The organism is Halobacterium sp. CBA1132, assembly GCF_001485535.1.
Lineage (GTDB): Archaea > Halobacteriota > Halobacteria > Halobacteriales > Halobacteriaceae > Halobacterium.
The window spans coordinates 1199042-1217530 of sequence record NZ_BCMZ01000001.1; the positions used below are offsets into that span (position 1 = coordinate 1199042).

Sequence of the window (18489 nt, forward strand, 5' to 3'; positions counted from 1 at the left end):
GCCTCACTCCTCGACGAGTTCGAACTTCTGGACTTTTCCGGTGGTCGTGCGCGGGAGTTCGTCCACGAACTCGATGACGCGGGGGTGTTTGTACTCCGCGAGGCGCTCCAAGCAGAACTGCTGGAGTTCGTCGGCGGTCACGTCGGCGTCGGGCGCCTTCACGACGAACGCCTTCACCGTCTCGCCGCGGCGCTCGTCCGGGATGCCGACGACGGCGGCGTCAGCGACCGCGTCGTGCTCGAAGAGGAGTTCCTCGATTTCGCGGGGGTAGACGTTGTAGCCCGCGGTATTAATCATGTGCTTCTTGCGGTCTGCGATGTAGAAGTAGCCGTCCTCGTCCTGGTAGCCGAGGTCGCCCGTGTGGAACCACCGCTTCCCGTCTGCCTCGGTGAACGCTTCCTCGTTGGCCTCGGGCAGCCCCGAGTACCCCTTCATCACGTTCGGGCCGGCGACGACCAACTCGCCCGTGATGTCGTCCATGTCGACGTCGTCCTCGTCGACCGGGCCCTCCTCGACCGGCGGAACGTCCTCGAAGTCCTCGGTGACGATTCGGGCGTCGATGCCCTCCAGGGGCTTCCCGATGGAGCCAACGCGACGGCCCACGTCGTGGGTGTTGAAGTGGGTCACCGGGCTGGTCTCCGTGAGGCCGTACCCCTCGTAGATTTCCACGTCGTACAGCTCCTCGAAGCGCCGCAGCACCTCCACGGGGAGCCCGGAGCCGCCGGACGTGCACTGGCGCAGGCTGGAGAGGTCGAACTCCTCGGCGTTCGGCTGATTGATGGCGTCGTTGTACATCGCGGGAACGGCGTCGAACAGCGTCAGCTCCGCGTCCTCGATGAGCGACAGCGCCTGCTGGGCGTCCCACGACGGCAGCGGGTAGAACGACGCCCCGGAGAACAGGGCGGCGTTCATCGCCACCGTCATCCCGTAGATGTGGAACAGCGGGAGCACGCCAATCTTGCTGTCCGAGGGCTTGACGCCGCCCGCGACGATGTCCTGGGACTGCTTGGCGTTCGACGCGAGGTTGTAGTGGGTGAGCTGGACGCCCTTTGGCTGGCCGGTCGTCCCCGACGTGTACGGCTGCACGGCGAGGTCGTCGTCCGCGCGGTCGGCGACGCTGTCGTCGCCGTCGGTGAGGAACTCCCGGAACGGCGTGCCCGTGTCGGCGCCCTCGCCGACGGTGACGACGCGCTCGACGTTCGTGTCGTCGCGCACCTGCTCGACGAACGGCACGACGTCGGCGAGCGCGACGACGGTCTCGGCACCGGAGTCCGAGAGCAGGTGGCGGATTTCGCGGCTCTTGTACTGAGGATTCATCGGGACGACCGCACACCCCGCGCGGAGCGCGCCGTGGAAGGCGACGACGAACTGCGGGAGGTTCGGCAGGTAGATGCCGACGACGTCGCCCGCTTCGACACCCTCCTCGCGGAGCGCGGCGGCGAACTGACCGGTCTGCGCCCAGAACTCCCCGTAGGATAGCTCGGTGTCCTCGTAGGCGATGGCGAGCCGGTCGGGCTGCTCCTCGACGATGTCCTCGATGTGTCGAACCAGATTCGTCATTGCTACCGTCCCGAACGGGATATATCAGGAAAAACATTCGCAAACCCGAAGCGCGTTCGACTCGGTGGGCTTTTGGCCGCCGCCCGTCGATTCGACGCCATGACAGCGTTCGACGCCGAGGACGTGCAGGCGTTCATCCAATCGTACGTCGACGAACACGGTTTCCTCTCGTTTCTGGACCTCCAAGTGGAGGACGTCGACGACGGCGAGATGACGCTGCGCATCCCCTACGACGAGAAACTCACCAACCACGGCGCCGGGGAGGGGAACGTCCACGGCGGCATCGCCGCGACCATCATCGACACCGCGGGCGGGCTCGCCGTCCGCACGACCCTCGACGAACCCGTCACTGCGGGCGTCGCCACCATCGACTTGAACGTCTCGTACCTCCGGCCCGCCCGCGGCGACCTCGTCGCCGAAGCGGACGTGATTCGCGTCGGCTCCACGGTCGGCGTCGCCGAAGTCACGGTCACCTGCGAGGACGACGAGGGGGAGCGCGTGGAGGTCGCGGTCGGCCGCGGCTCGTTCCGCGTGTTCCGGGACGCCTAGCGGCTTCGACGACCCGACCGCAGTCAGAGTTCCGACGTTCGTACGATGAGGACGCCGGCACCGGCCACGAAGCTCACGAGGTACCCCGCGGCGAGCGCGACGGCGGACGGCGGGTGGACGAACAGGAGGACCCAGTAACCGACGAGCGGACAGACGCTGAGCGCGTACAGCAACCGGAAGCCGCGAGACCCCTTCGTGACGTCCAGCGTCCCGTCTTGGGACCGCAACGTCCACGCGGCCACGAAGGAACCGCCACCGAACACCGCGCCGACGACGCTGCCCGCGACGGTGGCCCTCGAAATCAAGTCACTGGCGAGGGCGCCGTCGGTCACGACGCCGAGGAACGACGCGAGCCACCAGAACGAGGCGAATAGGGCGCTCCCGACGGGGACGAACAAGACGAGTAGGACGACACGAAGGGTCGTCGTGAGTTGGACGTCGCCACTCTGGACTCCGTCGAGCAGGTCCCAGTACCAGTCCCAGACCCATCCGGAAGCCCAGTAGACGCCGGCGCCACCGAGCACGGCCGCGACGCCGAGCGCGGTCGTGGTCGCGTCACCAGAGAGCACGCCTAGAACGGCCAGAATAGCGCCCAACGGCGCCAAGAGCGCGCCACAGAGCCGCAACAGCCTCCGCGACAGTCTCTCAGGGTCCACGCCGGAATATGTCAACGCACGCGTCAAAGGAGTTCCGAAATTTAGGTGGGTCGGGACCGACGCGGCTCGGCGTCGAGACCCCTACTTTGAGGGAGCGCGACGCCGAAACTCGGGTCATGCAGCTGTTCTGGCACCGCCGGGACCTCCGCACGGCCGACAACCGCGGGCTCGCCGCGGCCGCCGACGCGGGCGAGGTCGTCCCGGTGTTCTGTTTCGACGACGAGATTCTCGCGCACGCCAGTCCGCCGCGCGTGGCGTTCATGCTGGACGCGCTGGCGGCGCTCCGCGAGCGCTACCGCGACCTCGGCGGCGACCTCGTGGTTCGGCGCGGCGACCCGTCGGCGGTGCTGCCCGACCTCGCCGACGAGTACGGAGCGGAGCGCGTGGTCTGGAACCACGACTACTCGGGGCTCGCGAGAGAGCGCGACGAAGCCGTTCGCGCGGCGCTCGACGATGCGGGCGTCGCCCACGAGCAGCACCACGACGCGGTCTTCCACGCGCCCGGCGAGATTCGCACGAACGCCGGCGACCCGTACTCCGTCTACACGTACTTCTGGAAGAAGTGGCGGGACCGCGAGAAGCCTGCTCCGTTCCCCGAGCCCGCGGAAGGCGACCTCGCTGACGTGTCCGGGGAGGCGTTGCCGACGCTCGCCGACCTCGGATTCGAGGAGCCGGACGCGACGCTGCCTGACGCGGGCACGGACGCCGCTCGGGAGCGCCTCGCGGACTTCTGCGAGGACGACATCTTCCGCTACGAGGACGCCCGCGACTACCCCGCGGACGGCGCTACGTCCCGGCTCTCACAGGACCTCAAGTTCGGGACAATCGGCGTCCGCGAGGTGTACGACCGCACCGAAGCGGCGATGGAGCGAGCGGACGGAGAGGCGGAGCGCGAGAGCGTCGAGGAGTACCAAGGGCAGTTGGCGTGGCGGGAGTTCTACGCGCAGGTGCTGTACTTCAACCCTGACGTGGTCTCGCAGAACTACAAGGACTACGAGCAGCCAATCGAGTGGCGCGACGACGACGAGGAACTGCGGGCGTGGAAGCGCGGGGAAACCGGCTACCCGATTGTGGATGCTGGGATGCGCCAGCTACGCGAGGAGGCGTACATGCACAACCGCGTCCGGATGATCGTCGCGTCGTTCCTCACGAAGGACCTCCTGCAGGACTGGCGCGCGGGCTACGACCACTTCCGCGAGCGCCTCGTCGACCACGACACGGCCAACGACAACGGCGGCTGGCAGTGGGCGGGTTCGACGGGCACGGACGCCCAGCCGTACTTCCGCGTATTCAATCCGACAACGCAGGGCGAACGATACGACCCGGACGCCGAGTACATCACCGAGTACGTCCCCGAGTTGCGGGGCGTACCCGCGGAGAAGATTCACGCGTGGCCGGAGCTGGACGACGAGGAGCGCGCGTCGCTGGCGCCCGACTACCCCGACCCGATTGTGGACCACAGCGAGCGCCGCGAGGAAGCGATTTCGATGTTCGAGCGGGCGCGCGGCGACTAGGCCCGTCGCGCGACCTGCGTCCAGACGACGACGGCGCCGACGGCGGTGACCGCGGCAGCGAGCGTCCACGCGAGGTCGTAGCCGAAGCCGTCGACGACGAGTCCGAACAGCGGCGGCGCGGCGATGCCGCCGAGGTTCAGCATCGTCTGGCCGCCCGCGGTGGCCGCGCCCACTTCGTCGTCGTCGACGATCGCGGTCATCGTGGCGTAGTAGACGCCGGGGAATCCGAGGATGAACAGCCCCAGCAGCGCGAACGCGACGGCGGACGTCCACGGTGTCTCCGCGACAGTGACGCCGAGGAAGCAGACCGCCGCGAGGACGGCTTGTACGGTCAACACGAGCGCGGGGCCGCGGGCCGGCGCGCCGCCCATTCGGTCCGAGAGCGCGCCGCCGACGAGCCGGCCGACGCTCCCCGAGACCTGTACGCCCGCGAGGACGGCGCCCGCGAAGCCGGCGGCGACGGCGACGGACTCCGTCATGTGCAGGACGACGTAGCCAGTCGTCGTGAACACCGTAGCGCCGAGGAAGAGGCCGGCGACGACGAGGCCGCGATACGCGGGATCGTCGAGGAGCCCGCGCACGTCGGGCATCGAGAGGGTGCCGGAGCCGGTGGTGCCCTCGTAGCCGGCGGCGAACGCCGCGGCGACGACGACGGCGGCGCCGGCGACCACGAGGAAGCCGCCGCGCCAGCCGAACCGAGTGGCGGCGACGCCGGTGACGAGGAGCGCGCCGGCGCCGGACCCGGCGGTGACGCCGACCTGTTTGACGTTCATCGCGAGGTTCCGGCTGTTCCGTGGGGAGACGGCGACGATGGCGCGGTTGGTGGCGGGCATCGCGGTGGCGTACGCGAACCCGAGGACGACGAGCGCGGCGAGCAACAGCGGGAACGTCGGCGCGTACGCGACGCCGACGCAGCCGACGGCCACTCCGAGCAGTCCCGCAATCATCACGGGCCGTTCGCCGTATCCGTCGACGGCCGCGCCCGTGCCGAACAACAGAACCGTGTAGCCGAGCATGATGGCGGTGACGACGGTGCCCGTGAGCGCGCGGGAGAGTCCGAAGTCCTCGCGCACGAACGCCGTCGACGCGAAGATGGCGTAGAAGGCGAGACTCGCGGTGAACTGCCACCCCGTCACGAGGCCGACGCCGCGCCACGAACGCATGCGCGTTCGTCGGACCTCCTGACGTATGTGATTGACCATCCGAACCGCGTGCAAGCGGCGCCACTCGCCCGTTTCCGTGGGGCGTGCTAGCACGAACGCCACAAACGTTTAACACGAACCGCTACGATAATCCTCCCGGGTGATTGCACCATGAGTGACTACGAACTTCCACCGCTTCCGTACGACTACGACGCTCTCGAACCGCACATCAGCGAGCAGGTGCTGACGTGGCATCACGACACGCACCATCAGGGCTACGTCAACGGCTGGAACTCCGCCGAGGAGACCCTCGCGGAGAACCGCGAGGAGGGTGACTTCTCGTCGTCGGCTGGCGCCATCGGTAACGTCACGCACAACGGCTCCGGCCACATCCTCCACTCCACGTTCTGGAACAACATGAGTCCGAACGGCGGCGGCGAACCCGCCGGCGCGCTCGCCGCGCGCATCGAGGAGGACTTCGGTTCCTACGAAGCGTGGAAGGGCGAATTCGAGGCCGCGGCCTCCGCAGCGGGTGGCTGGGCGCTGCTGGTCTACGACAGCCACTCCGAGCAGCTCCGTAACGTCGTCGTCGACAAACACGACAAGGGCGCGCTCTGGGGCTCGCACCCCATCCTCGCGCTCGACGTCTGGGAGCACTCCTACTACTACGACTACGGCCCCGCTCGCGGCGACTTCGTCGACAACTTCTTCGACGTCGTCGACTGGGACGACGTCGCGGACCGCTACGAGGACGTCGTCGCGCGCTTCGAGTAACGTCGCACATCCGCCGCTTTTCTTTCGCGCTACGCGCCGTCAGGAGCCGCGGGACCGAGCGCGTCGACGCCGTAGTCGTCGGCGACGTCGTGGACGGCGTCGGTGAGCGCGCCGAAGTCGTAGTTGGTGCCGTCCGAGTCCACGCCGACCACGACCCCGACTCGGCTGTCGTCGTCGGTGACGAACGTCCGGAACAGCTCCCACGTGTCGAAGCCGCGGTGCGTGTACCGGAGCTCCGAGTAGTGGAGGCGGTTGTACGTCTCTCGCGTGACGAAGCCGTAGCGTTCGTTGTCGAGGTGGCGTTCCACGTCGATGTCCTCGACGTGTTCGGCGACATCCTCGCGGAGGTACAGCGACTGCTGGGTGTCTTCGTCGAGCACCCAGACGTCGCGGAGGTTGTCGCCGAGCGCGCCGCGGAGGGCGTCGACAAGTGCCGCCTTCCCGTCGTCGAGTGCCGACTGATGCTGCGTGTCGTGTGTTGTCATGCGGACCGCTCGTCCGTGGTTGTGACGGACGCTCGGATAAGCGTTCCCCAAGCTGGGGCGCCAGCACCGAGGACTTTTTCGTCGCGGCGCACGACCGGCGAGTATGCCCGTTCCGAAAACTGACTTCGACGCGCTCCACCCGTGTGACTTCTACACGCCCGCGGAGCTACTCGACGCCGACAAGATGTACACCGTCTACGAAATCGCGCGGCTCCTCCAGGACTTGGAGGCCGACGCGGAACTGGACCCGAACACGGAGAACGTCCTCCTCGACTGGGCGATTCCGTGGATTATGCGCCACAGCGACGACCTCGCCGTCGCGGAGCCCCGCGGGGACGACGAGCCCGGGTACTACGGCGTCAAGACGGACGACTAGCGCTGCCGGGCGGCCCGCGCCGCCGACTCGATATTCTGGACTGCGCCGGTCGTGACGCTGGGACCGTGGCCCGCGTGCATCACGTCCAAGTCAGCGTCGAGCGCATCGAGCACGCGGTCGATGCTGCGGAGGAGTGTGTCGCGGTCGCCGCCCTCCAAGTCGGTGCGGCCGAACGCGCCGTTCGCGAACACGAGGTCAGCCGCGAACAGCACGCTCGCCTCCCGCGAGTAGAACACCAAGTGGTGGGGTTCGTGGCCGGGCGTGTGCAGCGCCTCGTACTCGTGGTCGCCGATAGTGACCGTGTCGCCGTCCGCGAGTTCGTGGTCGACGCCATCGTCGCTCGCGTCGAACCCCCACACGTCGACGCCGAACGCGTCCTTCACGTCGTCGAGGTTGCCGACGTGGTCGGGGTGGGGGTGGGTCACCAGCACCGCGTCGAGGTCGTCGACGTGCTCGCGGACGGCGCTGGTTATGTCGAAGTTCGCGCCCGGGTCGACGAGCACTGTGCGGTCGCCCTCCACGAGGAAGGCGTTGCTCGTGAACGCGTCGACGCTGGAAGCGAGATTCGTGACCATACCCCGGCTACGCCGTCGGACACTTAGGGGTTACCGGGACGCGGATGCCGTCAGCGCGGCGCGCCGACGAGAACGAGTTCGGAGTAGTGGTCGCGGTTGCGAATCTGTCGGGCCTCCTCGGCGTCGATGCGGATGGCTTCGCGTTCGTCCAGCGAGACGGTGGCGTCCCCGAACTCGACGTCGACGCCGCCCTCGACGACGTAGTAGACTTCCTCTTGGCCGGAGTCGCGGTGGTCGTGTTCCATCCCCTCGGCGTTCGGCTCCATCGTGAACACCGTGAACGCCACCTCGTCGGTGTCGAGGGCGTCTTTCATGCGGAACATCTCGGCCTGAGCGTCGTCCGGAAGCGGCGTTTCGGCGTCGTTCAACGTCGCCTTCTGGTAGGGCATACGAGAGGGTTCGGCGCACTCGTCCTTCTGGTTAGTGGCCGTTTCCTTCGGAGCGCTTTTGTCCGCGGCGCGAGCATCCACGCCCAGTATGCAAGTCCGTCTTCTCGACGCGACCGACGACCCCGAGGAACTCGTCTGCCGGGGCGCGCGCAACGACTACATGAGCGGCTGGGTGGCCGAACAGGACTTCGAGGAAGTGATGGACGGCGTCGAGGGCGACGACGTCGAAGCGCAGAAGGCGAACTTCCTCGCGAAGCTCCTCCAGCGCGGACACTACGGTCCCTTCGAGCACCCGAGCGCGACGTTCGCCATCGAGGGGATGAGCCGGTCGTGCATGGCGCAACTCACGCGCCACCGCCACGCGAGCTTCGACGTGCAGTCGATGCGGTACGTCGCCTTCGACGAGGTCGACCCCGCCGCCGTCGAGGACGGCGAGATGGTGGTGACGCCGCCGTCGGCGACGGATCCGGACTGGGTGGGCCGCAACCAGAAGAACGCGGATGTCGACGCGGAGACCGTCGAGAAGCGCGAGGAACTCTTCCAGCAGTCGGTCCGGCAGTCCGTCGAGGACTACCAGGAACTGCTGGACCTCGGGATGCCGCCGGAGGACGCGCGGTTCGTCCTCCCCATCGGCACGGAAGTGAACGTCGTCGTCACGCTGAACCCGCGGTCGCTGATGCACATCGCGGACATGCGCGCGGCGGCCGACGCCCAGTGGGAGATTCGAGACCTCACCGAGCAACTGCTGGACATCGCCGCGGAGTGGTGCCCGCACACCTTCGACTACTACGAGTCGGAGATGAAGCACCGAAAGAACCGCCTCGCGCCCTAAAACGTCGGGACGCGAGCGTCAGTCGTCACCACGGAACCGCTGAACGACGCCCGCGGTGAACGCGACGGCCGCCGCGGCCGCGCCGAACCCGGGGACGCTGCCGCCCGACGACCCGCTCTCTGTCTCGGTGTCGCTGTTGGACTGCGTGGTGGTCGCGGTGGACTGCTGGACGGACTCCTTGACTTGGACGCGCTCGGTCGCGCGAACGTCACGCGAGGACGCCGCGACGGAGACCTCGTACTCGCCGTAGTCGACGGCCCAGTCGTCGGCGTCCTCGTCCCAGTACCGGAACGCCTCGCGGTCGACGTCGACGGTGACGGTCTCCGTCTCGCCCGCGGCAACGTCCGTCTTCGCGAAGCCCGCGAGTTCCTTCGGCGGTCGCTCGACGCTCGAATCGACCGCACCGACGTACACTTGGACGGCTTCCGCGCCGTCGCGGTCGCCAGTGTTCGTCACGTCGACGCTCACCGTCACGCCGTCCTCGGGCGTCGTCGCGGCCCGCGAGACCGAGGCGTTCTCGTACTCGAAGTCGGTGTAGCTGAGGCCGTGGCCGAACGGGAACAGCGGGTCGATGTCGGCTTCGTCGAAGTGCCGGTAGCCCACGAACACGCCCTCGTCGTAGTAGACGTTGCCGTCGACGCCCGGGTAGCCGCGTCCCTCCTCCGGAAGCGGGTTGATCTCCTGTGGGAGGTAGTCCTCGTAGTTCTGCGCGAACGTCACGGGCGTCTTTCCGGAGGGGTTGGCGTTCCCGAACAGGAGGTCGGCGACCGCGTGGCCGCCCTCCTGACCCGGGTACCACGCCTGCATGATGGCGGGGACGTCGCCGACCCACGGCATGGCGACCGGCGCTTCCGTATTCAGCACCAGCGCCGTGTTCGCGTTCGCGTTCGCGACGGCACTGATTGCGCTCTCTTGGTCGCCCGGGAGTCCGTACTTGTAGCGGTCGTCGCCGTAGTTCGTGTACGTGCGCCCGAGGAACACGACGGCGTCGTGGTTCTCCGCGGCCTGAACCGCGGCGTCCATACTGGACGGCGGATTCCACCGGAGCCGAGCCGGCGAGCCGCCAGCGACCTCCACGCGGACATCGTAGCTCGTTCCGGCTTCGAGGTCGACGCTGGAGCGCTCGGGGTTCGGCGGGAAGAAGGCGAACGTGAACGCCTCGTTGTAGCCGACAAGTTCGTCGTCGACGTAGACGTGCGCCTGCCCGCGGGTGGTGAGTTCCAGTCCGTACGTGCCGCTCTCCTCGGGCGTGACTGTCCCCTCAAGCACCACGCCGCCGGCCTCCTCGGGGAAACTCGACAGGTCGATTGTCTCGGTGGTCCCGGTCTCGACCGGGCTCCCTTCGAGGTCCTCGTTGCCGTAGTAAGTGTATTCGAACTCGTCGTCGGCCGAGACGACTTCGAGGTTGTCGGTCGCGGCCGTCTCGACCGTGACACTGTCGTCGGTCGCTGCTTCGATGCCGTCAGCAAGCGAGACGTCGCCCGTCGATTCGACCTCGTCGCTGCCACCAGCGCTCTGCTTGAACTGGCTCGCGTCCGGGCCGACGACAGCGACCGAACTGACGCCGTCGACGAACGGGAGAACGCCCTCGTTCTTCAACAGGACTGACGCGTTTTCGGCAATCGTCCGCGCTGTCTGCGTGTGTTCGTCGGCCCCAATTACCGACGTATCTCCGACGCCCTCACGGCTCCCGTCGAGGGCTCCGATTTCGTCTTGCGCCTGCAGTCCGCGACGGACCATCTCGTCGACGACCGCCTCGTCCAGATTGTCGTTTTCGACCGCCGCGGCGAGCCCGTCACCGAAGTAGTTCGCACTCGGCATCTCGATGTCGAGCCCGCTGACGGCGGCGTCGACCGTGCTGTGCGTGCCGCCCCAGTCCGAGACGACGAACCCGTCGAAGCCCCACTCGTCTTTCAGTATCTCCCGGAGGAGCGTGCGGTGCTGGCTGGCGTACGTTCCGTTGATTCGGTTGTACGCCGCCATTACTGCTCCCGCGCCGCCCTCCTGAACCGCCTTTTTGAACGCCGGGAGGTACAGTTCGCGGAGCGGTCGCTCGTCGACACTGACGTTCTGCTCGGCGATGGAGAACGAGTCGGCGACGTCGCCCGTGGCTCGCGTCTGGTTGTACGCCGTGAAGTGCTTCGCCGTCGCGACGACGCCCTCGTCCTGAACGCCGCTGACGTACGGCGTGACCATCTCGCCGGCCAGCAGCGGGTCTTCGCCGTACGTCTCACCGGCCCGACTGTGGAACGGGACCCGGAAGAGGTCCATCGACGGCGCCAACAGTACCGAGACGTGCGCGGCTTTCAGTTCCCGCGCCATCGCGGCTCCCTGCTCGGCCGTCAGCGACGGATCGAACGTCGAGGCCGCAGCAATCGGATGCGGGAAGTCCGTGGTCGGCTGCCCGACTGACGCGCCAGTCGGCCCGTCAGCCATGTGCAGCGGCGGGACGTCGAGGCGCTCGATACCGGCGACAGACCCGGCGATACTCCAGTCTCCCTCGGGCGGACTGCCGCTTCCGTACGTCCGTTGCACCTTCTCGTCGAGGGTCATCTCGGCGACGACGTCCTCGATGTCGCGGCCGCCGTCCTGCGCGCCGGCGATGTCGGCCTCCGTGAGCAGCGGCACCGCAGCGGCGGTCCCGCCGGCGGCCTTCAGGAACGTTCGTCGCGTCGCGTCCGTGGCGTGTTCACCGTTATCGTGTGTGTCGTCTGCCATCCAATCGAGAACTTACACGGAATTTAATAAATGTTCGTCCAATTATCTCGATTATTACTGGAAATATCTTTCCACTAGTAGCGAAACGTTTCCTCACGACAAATGAATGTCAGAAACTGTGGTGTTACGAGCGGCAGTGCGACCGAGACGCTGCCGCACTCCGTGCCTTCTTGAGTCGCGACGCCATCCACAGTCCCAATGACCGACGACCAGCGTCTCGTCTCGAGGCTCCAGCAGTTCAGCTTCTCCGAGAAAGAAGCCAGCGTCTACCTCGCGGCCATCGAACGCGGGCGCGGCACACCCAGCGACATCGCCGCCGACGCCGACGTCTCCACCAGCTACGTCTACGACGTCTGCGACACCCTCGAACGGCAGGGACTGGTCACCGTCGACGACCACCAAACCCCAACCCAGATTCGCGCCAACCCGCCCTCCGAGACGCTCGAAGAACGCGTCCACACGATGACAGAGACCATGCACGAACTCGACGACCACTACCAGCGCCCAGACGACGACTTCGACACGCTCGAACTCGTCCGCTCGCGCCAAACCCTCCTCCGCCGCGTCCGGTCGCTCGTCGACGCCGCCGACGACGAAGTGTTCGTCACACTCCCCGCCGACGTCTTCGACGAACTCGCAGACGTCTTCCGGGACGCCGTCGAACGCGGCTGTCTCGTCCTCGTCGCCGTCAGCGGCACCGACGACGCCACCCTCGACGCCCACTACGGCGACGCCGCCACCGTCGTCAAATCCTGGTCCAGAGACGAATCGATGTACCTCTGCATCGACCAGCAACGCGGCGTCATCGCCCCAGCCACCCTCCTCGGCTGGGACCACGGCGACGCTAACGCCGTCGCGTTCCGGAACTACTCCACCGCCGTCGCCATCGAGAGCGCCTTCCTCGGCACCATCTGGGCGGCCTCCGAGACACTCTCGGTCCGCCGCCCTGCCGCGCTCCCCCACGACTACGGCGACAACTTCCGCCACGCCCTGTACGACGCCACCCTCCACCGCCGCGCCGGCCACACCGTCGCCGCCACGCTGTCGGTCCGCCCGACCGAAACCACCGACGACCCACACACGATTACCGGGACAATCACCGACACCACACAGGGACTGGTCGACCCCGCGTCCAACGACTTCGGCATGGAGAACACCCTCTACGTCGACACCGGCGAACAGACCGTCAGCGTCGGCGCCGTCGGCGCGTTCCTCGAAGACTACGAAGCCACCAACGTCGTGTTACGCGACGGCGACTGAACGCGAACACAGCCCACAACTCTCGCCGACGACAGTCCCTGCCCGCTGCAACCGCTCCCCGACCCACTCGAAGCCACCGACAGCGAGTCAGCCTGACGCTCCACGAGTCGCTCCGCCGGCCGCTAGCTGCCCCGGGGTTACGTGTGTGTCACTCTCTCAGCGCGGTCCCGAGACGAAACCGTTATTTGTACCTCGCGGCTACGAAGGAGTGGACGCGCTCCGTTGGTGTAGTCCGGCCAATCATCTTGCCCTCTCACGGCAAGGACTAGGGTTCAAATCCCTGACGGAGCATTCCAACCTCTTTCCGTCCAGTAGTTTCGCTCGTAGCGTAGGGTGAACCGTTCGGAGTTGTAGCGAGTGCTCACCCTCGAATTGTCGACAGTGCATAAATATCGTTTAATGGATGGGTGGTGGAACGGAGCGTGTGCGAGGAATTACATCGTTCATCCGGAATTTGTTCGGTTCGGATTCGTCCACGAAGCCGGTGGAAGATCCGGATGCGATACTCGAAGGCACCGACAGTCGCGCGGGCGTCATCGACATCCGCGATGATCTCATCGAGTGGCGGGCCCAGTACGCGCAGGACTTCACTGACTTTCTGACCGTCCAGGAAGCAATCCAGCGGTACGACGAAGCGACGACCGCAATCGACCGCTTGGAACCCCTCCTCGAGCAGCCAGACGCGTACGACGATGCTGTGGTAGATGCAGCCCAGACCCTCGTGCAGGACCTCTCGTCGGTAACTACGTTCATCGAGCAACGTGACGACTACAACGACGAGTGGGTGGACGAAATGGTGGCCGCCCACGGTCCGGAGTTGAACTCCTACTTCGAGAACCCGGACCACGAGCATACAGACCAGCAGTTCCGGGCGATTTTCTCGAACGACAATTACAACCGGGTCAACGCGGCAGCGGGGACCGGAAAGACGACGACGTTCGGCCGCCGCGTTCGCTTCATTCTCTCCGAGTACGACGACGTCAGCGCGAGTGACCTGTTGGCGTTCACATTCACCCGCAACGGCCGGGACGAAATGGAAGCAGAACTGGAGGAGACGTTCGGGATTTCGGGAGTCGACATCCGGACAATCAACTCGTACTCGAAAGCGGTCGCAGAGGACCAGTACTCGGACCTCGAATTCGTCATCGGGGAAGCGAAGCAGACGGAAATCGCCTCGATCTGGCGCGATATCGAATCGGACCCCGATAACGAAGCAGCGTACGAGCGATTCCTCGATGCGTGGAAGGACGAACGGTACGACCCGAACGACATCGATGTCGTCAACAGCAAGGTGGAGTCGCTCCGAGAGAAGTCCTCGGTCACGATTCAGGGCGAAGAACTCGCTACCGCGAGCGACGAATACCCCGAAGCAGCAATCGCTCACCAGGTGATTTCGCGGTATCTCACTGCTCGAACGCTCGAGTACGACTTCGAGACCCACGTCACGTGGGCGACATCGCCGTCTGGCGGGTACACCCTCGACTTCGAACTGCTCAACGACGACACCGGTGACGAGATTTACGTCGAATACTGCGTCTCCGACGAGACGAGGGACGACCGGCCACGCTATCGGAACAGCAGCAACGAGAAGCCGGAGACCGTTCGCCGCCTTTTCACCGCGAACCCCGAGCAGGAGTACGATCCGTCGGGAAAGACAGGCATCGTCCTGAACGGGAACGATCTGCTCGAGCAACCAAGCGACGAGTTCGACTGGGACGACAGTCGCGCAGTCAGTTCGTTCGAAGCGGCCGTCGAGGCCGAATTCGAGACCCAACTCAAGGACGCCGGCGTGGACGTCTCCGACCCGCTCGAAGGCCAGGCGCTGACCGACTACGTCTACGACCGAATGGTCCTCTACCACGAAATCGTCGACAAAGTCGGCGACTACATCAACCAAGCACGGGTTCGCGAGTGGGACCCAGAACAGGCACGGCAGAACGCAGCGTCGTATCTCGAAGCACAGGGCGACGACGTCGAAGCGGGCGTCCCCGAGTTCGTCGAACTGAGCGATACTGCGTATCGAGCGTTCACGACGGTCTTCGACAACCGAACCAAGACCGACTTCCACGGCTCGGTCGTCCTTACTCGGGACTTGCTCGTCGAAGGCGAAGTGGACGAGGAGTACCGCTATCCGTACGTCTTCGTCGACGAGATGCAAGACCTGAACCAAGTCCAGTTCGGCGTCGTCAAACACCTCGCCGAACAACTCCCTGATGTCAGAGTGTTCGGTGTCGGCGACGACTGGCAGAGCATCTTCGGCTTCCAGGGCGCCCGACCCGACCTCTTCATCAATTTCGGCGACGAACTCGGCGCCGACGAATTCGACTCCGCTGCGGCGGACCCGGTCGAGGTGTTCAGGGACGACAACCCACTCCTCTCCTCGTACGAGGCGTTCGCGGACACACGCTTAGAGGACAACTATCGCTGTCCCCAGACAGTTGTCACCGCCAGCAACGCGGTGATCGAGAACAACGAAGTCCGGACCGAGAAGCGCCCATCCGGACTGCCCGGCGGAGACCCCATTTCGGTCCACCACCTCGGGTGTGACACCTTCCCCAATAGACTCAACCGGTCGATGATACAGAAGGTGAAGTCGCTAATCGAGGCGTCCCCGCATGCGTCCAGCGAGACACAGGTCCTCCTCCGACAGAAGGAGGGTGACGCCTCGTTCTACTACCGGCTGAAAGACGAGATTCCCGGCGAAGTCGACATCCGAACAGCACACGACGCGAAGGGGTCGCAAGCCGAGCACGTGGTCATCCCGAAGGTTATCCAGAGCGGTGGCTATCCGAGTGTCAAGGGAGACAAGTGGGTCGATCCGGTCGACCAACCCCCGGAGATCTACGACGACTACGACGTCTCGTATCAGTTGGAGGAAGAGCGTCGGCTCTTCTACGTCGCACTCACGCGCGCGAAATCCCAACTGGACGTCCTCACCGTGCAGGGGGCAGAGTCAGTGTTCGTCGAGGAGTTACCAGACGCCGAGAGCGAGCACTTCCACCCCCTGTCCAGCAACGACCTCCGAGAGATACAGAGCGACGGGGCGACCCGCCGAACGGTGACTGGAGCCGTCGACAGAGCCAACGACAGCTACGCGACACTGGTGTGGAACGACGACGAGTACATCTCCGTGAACCTCTTCGACGCAACAGACGAGCAAAAACAGCTGCTCGGACGGCTCGCCGACGAAGACCAGCCTGTTACCATAGAGAACTGCCGTATCACATCACCCACGAAGCAGGGGACGGAGTACAGTCGCCTCCAATTGGAGGTCGACGAAACTGTCACCGTGCAGTCCTCGGAGTGATACTGGCGAACCCGATGCTTCAATCGCCCACAGCGGTGAGTGCCTGTTCCCGAACTCCGCCGGAAAGTCACTAGCGTTCGCCAGACGCGCCACTCAGATTTCGCATCTGCACGTGTTGCAGGCCAGTAGTATCAATACCGCGTGCTTCATACACACCTCTGATTAACGATACGACATGACAGATACTTCGAATCGGCTGCAGACTGGTTCGGACATCCTACGCAACCAGGCAGTGCGAATTCCGCTGCCGGACGTGGAGACGGAGCGCACTTGCTACGAGAATATGCAGCGCATCGCGGCCGCTGGCGAGCGGAAAATCGACCTATTGGCTGACCCGGATGTTCCCGTCACCGAGGTGTACGAGGACGAACTCGAGGATATGCAGCGAAGCTTCGAACACCGCTTACAACAGCTCGTTGGCGAGGACTACTACGACGTCGCAACCGCGTACCTCGACGGCGAGCGCGAGGACTGGATTGGCGCGCTTGCAGCGTACTACTTAGAGTGTTATTATCGCCTACAAGAACGATACACGGTCGACGACCAAATTTTCGTGCTGGTGATTCTTCGATACCCCGGGTGTTTCACCGTGAACCTGAGTTTCCTCACTGGAGATGTCAGCGCTGACGCAGTTCGCTACGAATCCGCGAAACACGGAGCAACAGGCCTCGATGACGAGAACCGAGAACAGTACTACGCGGACTGCCAGTACTCCCAGAAAACCGCCGCTGACTACCTCAGAGAACACATCGGCTGCATCGACGACGCGTTCCCCGACCCGGATACCACCGCGTTCGAGCAGCGCCGCTACGGCGGGTTCGTGCACATCACCGGCCGCAAAGGCTCGACGTTCGTGGAGATTCTCGAATCCTTCACCCCGGACCCGGACCGATTTGACGACGACTCCCCAAAACCTGGTCTCGTTCCGGCCGGCCCGGAGTTCGAACGAGTGAAACACCAGTTCTTCGACAACGCGGAGGTCGTCATCTGAAACCGGTCTCTGAATCACCGGCGGTACCTCCGTATTACGGGTGAACGGCTCTGTTGAAATCCTCGAAGCGTTACAGGTTCGACCGATAGTCTGACCGGATGGAGGCCCGCCCAAAGTCGCGGTTACTCCGGTTCGTGGAACAAGCATACCACTTGGCTCAACGCGCGGTCGCCCGCTACTCCTCGAAGTTCTCGAAACGACGGTACTCACTTCACCAGCACATCGTCTTGCTCTGCCCCAAGGTGCAGAAGAATACGACATACCGGACGCTCCTCGATGAACTCATCGAGATCTGGCGATTTCTGCCCGTGTAAGCTAGGCGAAACATCTCTCTCCTGGGAGACGCAGTAGCGTGAAAACACGCTTTTCTACCTGTCAAATCGGAATTCCGAGTGGTGGCATAGTTCTTTGAGCGTGGACAGTTATTCTGTTAGTACAATGTTCGACAGTATTCTCGTTCCGACAGACGGGAGTGAGTGTGCCGAGGTTGCCATCGGATACGCGGAGGACTTGGCAGAGCGGTACGAGGCGACCGTTCACGTCCTGTGCGTGGTTGATTCTCGCAGCCTCGATACCGACACCCGACTGGAACAGGTCCAGGAGGAAAGTACAGAGATCGTGACAGCCGTCCACGATAGGCTCGCTGGAGCGGATATCCCAGTTGAAGACGCTGTTCGAACTGGAGTTCCCCACCAGGAAATTTTAGACTACGCCACCCAACAGGACACTGATTTGGTCGCCATGGGAACGCACGGTCGGACTGGTGTCGAACGGTTCCTTCTGGGCAGCGTCACTGAGAAAGTCGTTCGACAATCCGAGGTCCCAGTGTTGACTGTCCGCGCGGAGAACGACGAGACAGTCACCTACCCGTACTCCGATATCCTCATCCCGACTGACGGGAGCGAACAAGCTGCTGGCGCAATCGACGTCGGAGTCGACATCACTAGCACGTACCAGGCCCGCCTTCACGCCGTATCGGTCATCAATTCCACGTCTTTCGGGGTTGATGTCCGGTCTGCAGACATCTTCGAGGTACTCGACGAAGCCGCACAGACGGCCGTCGAGACGGTCGCGAACGAAGCCACCGAGGCTTCCGTCTCGGCGCTCGAAACAGCCGTCAAGTACGGGAATCCGTACCGCGAGATTCGCTCATACATCGACGAGCATGATATTGATTTGGTCGTGATGGGAACGCACGGTCGAAGCGGGCTGGAGCGATATCTACTCGGTAGTGTCACTGAAAAGATCGTGCGAACGTCCCCCGTCCCGGTCCTGACAGTTCGGTCGACAGACTCCGCCCCGGATTAGGGCAGGTACGTATCTAACTGTCTATCGCACTACCTATCATGAGTGGCTCAAAT

General features: G+C 64.8%; 16 protein-coding genes, 1 tRNA gene and 1 pseudogene. 11 read left to right on the plus strand and 7 right to left on the minus strand.

The annotated features are described in order from the left end of the window. Positions 1 to 3 precede the first annotated feature (3 nt). Positions 4 to 1560 carry a long-chain fatty acid--CoA ligase gene (locus AVZ66_RS06305; protein WP_058982888.1) on the minus strand — a complete coding sequence of 519 codons (1557 nt, stop codon included), beginning with the start codon at positions 1558 to 1560 and terminating at the stop codon, positions 4 to 6. Positions 1561 to 1659: 99 nt separating this feature from the next. On the opposite strand from AVZ66_RS06305, the gene AVZ66_RS06310 reads away from it, so the two are divergent. Further along, on the plus strand, positions 1660 to 2109 hold the full coding sequence (locus AVZ66_RS06310) for a PaaI family thioesterase (protein ID WP_058982889.1): 450 nt from the start codon (positions 1660 to 1662) through the stop codon (positions 2107 to 2109). A gap of 23 nt (positions 2110 to 2132) precedes the next feature. Here AVZ66_RS06310 and AVZ66_RS06315 read toward each other — a convergent pair whose 3' ends face one another. Then, positions 2133 to 2678 (minus strand): hypothetical protein, encoded by a 546-nt coding sequence (locus AVZ66_RS06315; protein WP_058982891.1) that lies wholly within the window; start codon positions 2676 to 2678, stop codon positions 2133 to 2135. A gap of 203 nt (positions 2679 to 2881) precedes the next feature. On the opposite strand from AVZ66_RS06315, the gene AVZ66_RS06320 reads away from it, so the two are divergent. Then, the gene (locus AVZ66_RS06320; protein WP_058982893.1) at positions 2882 to 4279 is read left to right on the plus strand and encodes a deoxyribodipyrimidine photo-lyase; all 1398 of its coding nucleotides are present in this window, start codon (positions 2882 to 2884) and stop codon (positions 4277 to 4279) included. Here the strand turns inward: AVZ66_RS06320 and AVZ66_RS06325 are convergent. Beyond that, positions 4276 to 5442, minus strand: a complete 1167-nt coding sequence (locus AVZ66_RS06325) for an MFS transporter (RefSeq protein WP_082678862.1) — start codon at positions 5440 to 5442, stop codon at positions 4276 to 4278. The two genes, AVZ66_RS06320 and AVZ66_RS06325, sit on opposite strands and share 4 nt — an antisense overlap. Positions 5443 to 5592: 150 nt before the next feature. Here AVZ66_RS06325 and sod point away from each other — a divergent pair, with 150 nt between their 5' ends. Next, complete coding sequence (gene sod, locus AVZ66_RS06330; protein WP_058982895.1) at positions 5593 to 6195, plus strand: superoxide dismutase; 603 nt, start codon at positions 5593 to 5595, stop codon at positions 6193 to 6195. Positions 6196 to 6224: 29 nt separating this feature from the next. Here sod and AVZ66_RS06335 read toward each other — a convergent pair whose 3' ends face one another. Beyond that, complete coding sequence (locus tag AVZ66_RS06335) at positions 6225 to 6680, minus strand: hypothetical protein (protein ID WP_058982897.1); 456 nt, start codon at positions 6678 to 6680, stop codon at positions 6225 to 6227. A gap of 103 nt (positions 6681 to 6783) precedes the next feature. On the opposite strand from AVZ66_RS06335, the gene AVZ66_RS06340 reads away from it, so the two are divergent. Continuing rightward, positions 6784 to 7056, plus strand: coding sequence for a DUF5827 family protein (locus AVZ66_RS06340; RefSeq protein WP_058982899.1), 273 nt, complete (start codon positions 6784 to 6786; stop codon positions 7054 to 7056). Here AVZ66_RS06340 and AVZ66_RS06345 read toward each other — a convergent pair. Together AVZ66_RS06345 and AVZ66_RS06350 are read right to left on the minus strand one after the other, a co-directional pair. Then, positions 7053 to 7631 (minus strand): MBL fold metallo-hydrolase, encoded by a 579-nt coding sequence (locus AVZ66_RS06345; RefSeq protein WP_058982901.1) that lies wholly within the window; start codon positions 7629 to 7631, stop codon positions 7053 to 7055. The genes AVZ66_RS06340 and AVZ66_RS06345 overlap by 4 nt on opposite strands. Positions 7632 to 7681: 50 nt before the next feature. Further along, complete coding sequence (locus tag AVZ66_RS06350) at positions 7682 to 8020, minus strand: cupin domain-containing protein (RefSeq protein ID WP_058982903.1); 339 nt, start codon at positions 8018 to 8020, stop codon at positions 7682 to 7684. 88 nt (positions 8021 to 8108) lie between these two features. Between AVZ66_RS06350 and thyX the strand changes: the two genes are divergently transcribed. Beyond that, positions 8109 to 8852, plus strand: coding sequence for an FAD-dependent thymidylate synthase (thyX, locus tag AVZ66_RS06355; RefSeq protein ID WP_058982904.1), 744 nt, complete (start codon positions 8109 to 8111; stop codon positions 8850 to 8852). An 18-nt stretch (positions 8853 to 8870) separates the two neighbouring features. Here the strand turns inward: thyX and AVZ66_RS06360 are convergent, their stop codons facing one another. Further along, on the minus strand, positions 8871 to 11570 hold the full coding sequence (locus AVZ66_RS06360; RefSeq protein ID WP_082678789.1) for a glycoside hydrolase family 3 C-terminal domain-containing protein: 2700 nt from the start codon (positions 11568 to 11570) through the stop codon (positions 8871 to 8873). Between the two features lie 198 nt (positions 11571 to 11768). Between AVZ66_RS06360 and AVZ66_RS06365 the strand changes: the two genes are divergently transcribed. The 6 genes and pseudogenes from AVZ66_RS06365 to AVZ66_RS06390 all read left to right on the plus strand — a co-directional run bounded on the left by AVZ66_RS06365 (position 11769) and on the right by AVZ66_RS06390 (position 18436). Further along, entirely contained in the window at positions 11769 to 12830 is a 1062-nt protein-coding gene (locus AVZ66_RS06365) for a TrmB family transcriptional regulator (RefSeq protein ID WP_058982906.1), read from the plus strand. Positions 12831 to 13046: 216 nt separating this feature from the next. Then, positions 13047 to 13121 (plus strand) — tRNA-Glu (locus AVZ66_RS06370). Positions 13122 to 13314: 193 nt separating this feature from the next. Further along, a complete protein-coding gene (locus tag AVZ66_RS06375) occupies positions 13315 to 16137 on the plus strand; it encodes a UvrD-helicase domain-containing protein (protein ID WP_058982907.1) in 2823 nt (940 codons plus the stop codon). 175 nt (positions 16138 to 16312) lie between these two features. Then, positions 16313 to 17128, plus strand: a complete 816-nt coding sequence (locus AVZ66_RS16880) for a hypothetical protein (protein ID WP_058982910.1) — start codon at positions 16313 to 16315, stop codon at positions 17126 to 17128. Between the two features lie 98 nt (positions 17129 to 17226). Further along, a pseudogene (locus tag AVZ66_RS06385) lies at positions 17227 to 17427 on the plus strand (IS5/IS1182 family transposase); the annotation flags it as partial. Between the two features lie 139 nt (positions 17428 to 17566). After that, entirely contained in the window at positions 17567 to 18436 is an 870-nt protein-coding gene (locus AVZ66_RS06390) for a universal stress protein (RefSeq protein ID WP_058982914.1), read from the plus strand. Positions 18437 to 18489: the final 53 nt, after the last annotated feature.